This is a genomic window from Shigella sp. FC1967, assembly GCF_001743005.1.
Classification (GTDB): Bacteria; Pseudomonadota; Gammaproteobacteria; order Enterobacterales; family Enterobacteriaceae; genus Proteus.
Genome location: NZ_MIIZ01000701.1, coordinates 1 through 4490, shown reverse-complemented (window position 1 = coordinate 4490; position 4490 = coordinate 1). Strand labels below are relative to the sequence as shown.

The 4490-nt window shown below is 43.4% G+C and carries 12 protein-coding genes; all 12 read left to right on the top strand.

The genetic code is table 11. The features are described 5' to 3' along the window. Window positions 1–387: hypothetical protein (locus BHE89_RS24315; RefSeq protein ID WP_216081003.1), on the top strand; the 387-nt coding region annotated here is incomplete at its 5' end. After that, window positions 375–611, top strand: a complete 237-nt coding sequence (locus BHE89_RS10360; RefSeq protein ID WP_128860451.1) for a hypothetical protein — start codon at window positions 375–377, stop codon at window positions 609–611. The genes BHE89_RS24315 and BHE89_RS10360, both read left to right, overlap by 13 nt. Before the next feature lie 28 nt (window positions 612–639). Beyond that, on the top strand, window positions 640–804 hold the full coding sequence (locus BHE89_RS23770; protein WP_171742490.1) for a hypothetical protein: 165 nt from the start codon (window positions 640–642) through the stop codon (window positions 802–804). Window positions 805–1021: 217 nt separating this feature from the next. Beyond that, window positions 1022–1330, top strand: a complete 309-nt coding sequence (locus BHE89_RS10355; protein ID WP_216081002.1) for a barstar family protein — start codon at window positions 1022–1024, stop codon at window positions 1328–1330. Continuing rightward, window positions 1330–1593 (top strand): hypothetical protein, encoded by a 264-nt coding sequence (locus BHE89_RS23520; protein WP_069369961.1) that lies wholly within the window; start codon window positions 1330–1332, stop codon window positions 1591–1593. Before BHE89_RS10355 ends, BHE89_RS23520 begins: the two co-directional genes overlap by 1 nt. A gap of 151 nt (window positions 1594–1744) precedes the next feature. Beyond that, entirely contained in the window at window positions 1745–2137 is a 393-nt protein-coding gene (locus BHE89_RS10350; RefSeq protein WP_069369960.1) for a hypothetical protein, read from the top strand. Between the two features lie 7 nt (window positions 2138–2144). Further along, the gene (locus BHE89_RS25550) at window positions 2145–2276 is read left to right on the top strand and encodes a hypothetical protein (RefSeq protein WP_286146061.1); all 132 of its coding nucleotides are present in this window, start codon (window positions 2145–2147) and stop codon (window positions 2274–2276) included. Then, window positions 2266–2688, top strand: a complete 423-nt coding sequence (locus BHE89_RS10345) for a hypothetical protein (RefSeq protein ID WP_286146060.1) — start codon at window positions 2266–2268, stop codon at window positions 2686–2688. Before BHE89_RS25550 ends, BHE89_RS10345 begins: the two co-directional genes overlap by 11 nt. Window positions 2689–2758: 70 nt before the next feature. After that, window positions 2759–3025, top strand: coding sequence for a hypothetical protein (locus BHE89_RS10340; RefSeq protein WP_069369958.1), 267 nt, complete (start codon window positions 2759–2761; stop codon window positions 3023–3025). A gap of 237 nt (window positions 3026–3262) precedes the next feature. Beyond that, window positions 3263–3544: a hypothetical protein gene (locus tag BHE89_RS10330; protein ID WP_128860449.1), complete on the top strand. Its 282-nt coding sequence runs from the start codon at window positions 3263–3265 to the stop codon at window positions 3542–3544. 112 nt (window positions 3545–3656) lie between these two features. After that, window positions 3657–3956, top strand: a complete 300-nt coding sequence (locus tag BHE89_RS10325; RefSeq protein WP_069369956.1) for a hypothetical protein — start codon at window positions 3657–3659, stop codon at window positions 3954–3956. Window positions 3957–4125: 169 nt separating this feature from the next. After that, window positions 4126–4490 (top strand): hypothetical protein (locus BHE89_RS10320; protein ID WP_171742488.1); only part of this gene is annotated, 365 nt, incomplete at its 3' end.

The following is a 4490-nucleotide window of genomic DNA, read 5'->3' as shown; positions in this document are numbered from 1 at the left end:
GGGGGTAAGATTGGTTGGATTGCTGGTGGAAAATACGTGAAGGGTTCTGGAATGAATTTTAGTCACTTTATTCCCTCTCGCATGGGCAAAACAGCTTTGTTAAATAACCGATTCGGTAAGTGGCTTCTCAAAAATGGCAACAAGTGGAATGGGCGGTATGTAACTAGAAAGAGACACTATAAACATGACTCTAGTTATTATGGAAACGTAAAAGGAGATCGAAACCGGAGACTTAATGAGTGGGGACAACGCTACCCTAAAGCTATCCAACTGATAGATAGGATGCCCTATCAATATCCTGGTGCAGTCGTAGGGGCCGCAGCCGGTGGTGAATTAGGCAATTTAGCTGGCGACAGTCAGTCAGGAGGTTGTGAATGTCAAAAATAACAAATCTTATGAGATTGATGAAAAAGATAGTTTATTCAGATTGTGAATGGTTGAGAAGTTATGAGGTAGATGCGTTGAGGACTTTTTATCACCACCTCAATGATATTGATAAGGGTAAACTTCTCAAGCAATTTGACCGATTAGACATGATGGAGCGCTCAAGTAACGGAAAGCTGCTCCAGTTTTTTGACGCGCTTGATACGGTTAGAAAAAAAATGGCCTAGAGAGATAAAAATAGGCGGTGCCAATCCAGTGTCTGGGTATAAATTTTCAGGCACCAAAGACAGTGCTGCGAATTTAAGATTTGTCGTCTTTCTTGGGATGGGCGGGATAGGTGAAATTCAGTTCTTGAAAATTCCAACGGAATACAACAGCAAAGCAGCAAAGGTTGTGGATATAAAAAAAAACATTATCTGAAAGCTCTAGCTCTTGTCTTGAGGGCTTATTCGCTTTCGACGGAATGGTATCAGATGATGAGGAGCAAAATTTAGAAGATGAACTACACGAATAACGGATCTAGCTTATGCAATTAATGATGCTTAATCGAATGTATAACAGGCCATCAATCACATCCATTCATTTTTTGAAGGACGCCGCTCTAATAGAAAGCGTTGAAAAATCAGGTGTAAGCGTTATGGAATGCGACCTGTCTGATGTTCATGATGCTGATGGTTTGTTTTCGGCTGTATCTGAGGCTATGCAATTTCCTGAATACTTTGGCGGGAACTGGGATGCCTTAGATGAATGCCTTGGCGATTTGGATTGGTTGCCGAGTAGTGGATTTGTCTTATTAGCAAAAGGCGCACATAAGGCATGGTCGAATAACCCGCAAGTCATGGGCATGTTCACCAACTGTTGGCTGGAAGCTAATGAGTATTGGTTTGAGCAAGGCATACCATTTCATCTTGTGTTTGTGCTCCCAGAAAAGGACTGGAAAGAGTAATGATTTTATCAGAAATCCAAAGAATAACGCAGGGGCTACATATTCTTGAAAGGTACAAGCCACTTGCATCTGTCCACAGTGTATGTAATGCGACATGGTGTATTGAGCTTCAGGAAGAAGAATTTATAGATATTGTTCAAGAGGACAGGGATGCACTTTATAGGCTTGGTTGGAGAAACCCCAGAAAGTCACCGTATCTTTGGAAATGCGCAACTGAAAGAGGGCTTTCCCAAGAGATTCGAGAAAAATCAGTCCTTGATTAGATTTTTATCTCAAACGGCTAGGGGGAGGGCTCTGGTGCCGGTTGTGGCTGACCGACGTCAGCGGCCAAGTGGTTTGGAAGGCGAGCTACCGCCCGTTCGGTAAGGCCAGCATCACCACCCAGGGGCTGACCGTGTGGATGTGGAGAATAAAATGCAAATCAGACATCTTTTCAACTGGCTTTTCCCAAAATATACAGCGTTTGAAGTAAGCCTTTTTGGCGAAATGAAACGAGTGTTAGGCAAGAAAAATGGAGGCATTCTCCAGTCGCAAATAAGAGAGATAAATTATGTTCAAAGGCATCGAGGTGATGAGGAAATATGTTTTTATAAAATCTCCGGATTGAGTGTTGATATGAGCAGAAACGATAAATTCGCGTTTCGGGGAGAAGAGAGGTTGTGCCGATTAAAAGGTTTTGCTGACGGAGTGACATTTGAAGTTGATGTATGGGTTGTTGATGGAAATTTATTCTCTCTTGAGTTTGATAAAGAGGTGAGGGAATTACGCAAAAGTGCAGTTTTGTGGCTAGAAAAGGTTGCAGAATAGCGTGAACATGAATGAACGCAGCCACTGGAGACGTGTAGGACGGGGGACGCCTGAATGGGCAAAAGTAGCTCAAGCCTCTCCTGTTAGTGGTGGTTTAGCTGATTCAAGAAATGATGAGGGATGCGGTTGTGCAAATTGAATTTCCAGCGCTGCTTGTGAGCAGCAAGAAAAGGTCGCTCTTCGTAGTGGCATCAGAATCCGAGTTCGGGAAATGTACTATTCAGTCTTTGAGGAACGGTTATTTTGAGCTGATGGACATTTATGATTCGGAAGGTCGTCACTACAAAATAGACGAGGTTGCGAGCTACAAGCCGCTAAGTCCATTCTGGTACTGGCCTGTAGAAATAGCGATGTATGGTTCTCGACTGTTTAAGGCTAATTTTAATGCTGTTCTTATCTCTAATCTGGATTGCAAGGAGTTAAAATCTGAACTTTGTGATTTGGCTAAAAAGTACAGAAGTAATTTGGATTCCGGTGTCGGAATTGAAAAGATTATGGAGGAAATGGAGTCTGCCAGAACAATTAAAGAAATGATAAAGGTTTTTGGCTAGTTATTCATTGAATACGCTGGTGTTAGTCTAGCTAACCGACGCCAGCGGCCAAGTGGATTGGAGTATTTCTATGACCAGTAAAATTAAACATCATTGTAGAGTATGCGGTCTTTTCCACGAAGATCCACCTTGGGGCGAAGATGATAAAACACCTACATACGAAATATGTTCATGCTGTGGAGTGGAGTTCGGTTATGGCGATACCACGCTCGAAAATGTACGAGCTCTAAGGGGCGGCTGGCTTTCTAGTGGATGCGAATGGTTAGAGCCTAGTGATAAACCCAAAAATTGGGATGCGGAAGAACAAATCAAGATGATTCCTGACCATTTTAAGTAAGTGAACTCTGCTGGCGTTGGGCATTTCAACGCCAGCAGCCAAAAGGTTTGGAAGGCGAGCTACAGCCCGTTCGGTAAGGCCAGCATCACCACCCAGGGGCCAACCTTCAACTTGCGGTTCCCAGGACAGCGTTGGCTCGGGTGAATTATTTGGTAAGGGGTTTTAATATGATGTGGATTGTTACGGCCATGTACTTTGTTGTTGTATCAGGTCTTTTATTAGTAGGGTTCGTTGTTTATGGGAAAACTCTATTTTTCCTGGGTAGATCCGGTGCCTTTGCTAAATATGTGGGGGGGGGGTATTGTTTACGTGTTGTTTGCGTGTGTATTGGTTGCACCGTTATTTATTGCCCCCGTGTTTATCAATGGGTGGCGTGAAGCTTTTAATTCTAGTGTGGTTTATGCAGTTTATTTTATGGTGCTTTTTGTTTTAGCAGCATTGCCGGGTGGGCTGTATTTCAAAAAGAATTTCTTATCTCGTCTGAGAAGGCTTGGCTACTTTAAGAAAAGGCAGTATTGAGAACGGCTTGAAATATTGCCACCAGCGGTTAAGCCTGCTGGTGGCGTAGATGTGCTCTATGTTTACGGCCTCGATGGCGAGTTATTGGCCGATGTAGCTCTGGGGACGGTTTATGGAAATCAATAACTGGTTTGATTTTATTATATACACAATTTATTTCTTTGGGGTTGTGATAGTTATCCTTCCTACTGGGGTTATCTTTCTTTGGTTGACATTGAAAAATCTAGTCAAAATGAGAACCCCGAGATACGAAATAAAGCACTACAAGTATTTCTCTGCAAGAAATAGATTTGAAGTGTGTGTTGCAGGTGTTTTTTCTGTGGTTTTTTCTGTTTGGTATCTGTTTTTTGCCAAAGGGGGAAATCTGTTTCTTTATCCGTCAGAGGTAATGAGATTTTTTTCAGGCGGCTGATAGTGTGGATCAGGCTCTGGCGTTGGCCCAGCCGCCGTCAGCGGCCAAGTGGTTTGGGAGGTGAGCCATCATATATGGCAGTAGGGAGAGATACTTTTGGAAATCAATAGTATTATGATTGGTACAAATGAGTTGTAGCTCCATATTTTAAAAGGGGAATTTCAGAGAAATGAAGAATAAGAAGGTAATATCTTTGATAATGGCCGTAGCCGCATCATGCTCGTCAGTCTACGCCGCGACATTACCGACCAGCGAGGTGGACGCATACATACTTGCGATGAACACCATGTCACCTATCACTGCAAAGTACACCATCCAGTACAAGCAAGCGTTTGAGCAGAAATGCAATACGGCCCTAAACGTTGAGCAGCTCAACTCGAAGGCATTCACCAATGTTGTCCAGGCAATGGTGAGTAGTGAGACCGTCGATAGAATGGGGCTGGATGCTGCTGGTGGATCACTCCAGGATACCCTGTCTGTGATCGGCAAGAACGTCACATGCAGTGACCTGAACGCGCCATTTAAAGCACTCCT

Coding starts and splice junctions, on each gene's coding strand:
- BHE89_RS10340 (WP_069369958.1), top strand. CDS start 2,759: ATGACCAGTAAAATTAAACATCATTGTAGAGTATGCGGTCTTTTCCAC.
- BHE89_RS10360 (WP_128860451.1), top strand. CDS start 375: ATGTCAAAAATAACAAATCTTATGAGATTGATGAAAAAGATAGTTTAT.
- BHE89_RS10330 (WP_128860449.1), top strand. CDS start 3,263: ATGGGAAAACTCTATTTTTCCTGGGTAGATCCGGTGCCTTTGCTAAAT.
- BHE89_RS10325 (WP_069369956.1), top strand. CDS start 3,657: ATGGAAATCAATAACTGGTTTGATTTTATTATATACACAATTTATTTC.
- BHE89_RS10355 (WP_216081002.1), top strand. CDS start 1,022: ATGGAATGCGACCTGTCTGATGTTCATGATGCTGATGGTTTGTTTTCG.
- BHE89_RS10350 (WP_069369960.1), top strand. CDS start 1,745: ATGCAAATCAGACATCTTTTCAACTGGCTTTTCCCAAAATATACAGCG.
- BHE89_RS25550 (WP_286146061.1), top strand. CDS start 2,145: ATGAATGAACGCAGCCACTGGAGACGTGTAGGACGGGGGACGCCTGAA.
- BHE89_RS23520 (WP_069369961.1), top strand. CDS start 1,330: ATGATTTTATCAGAAATCCAAAGAATAACGCAGGGGCTACATATTCTT.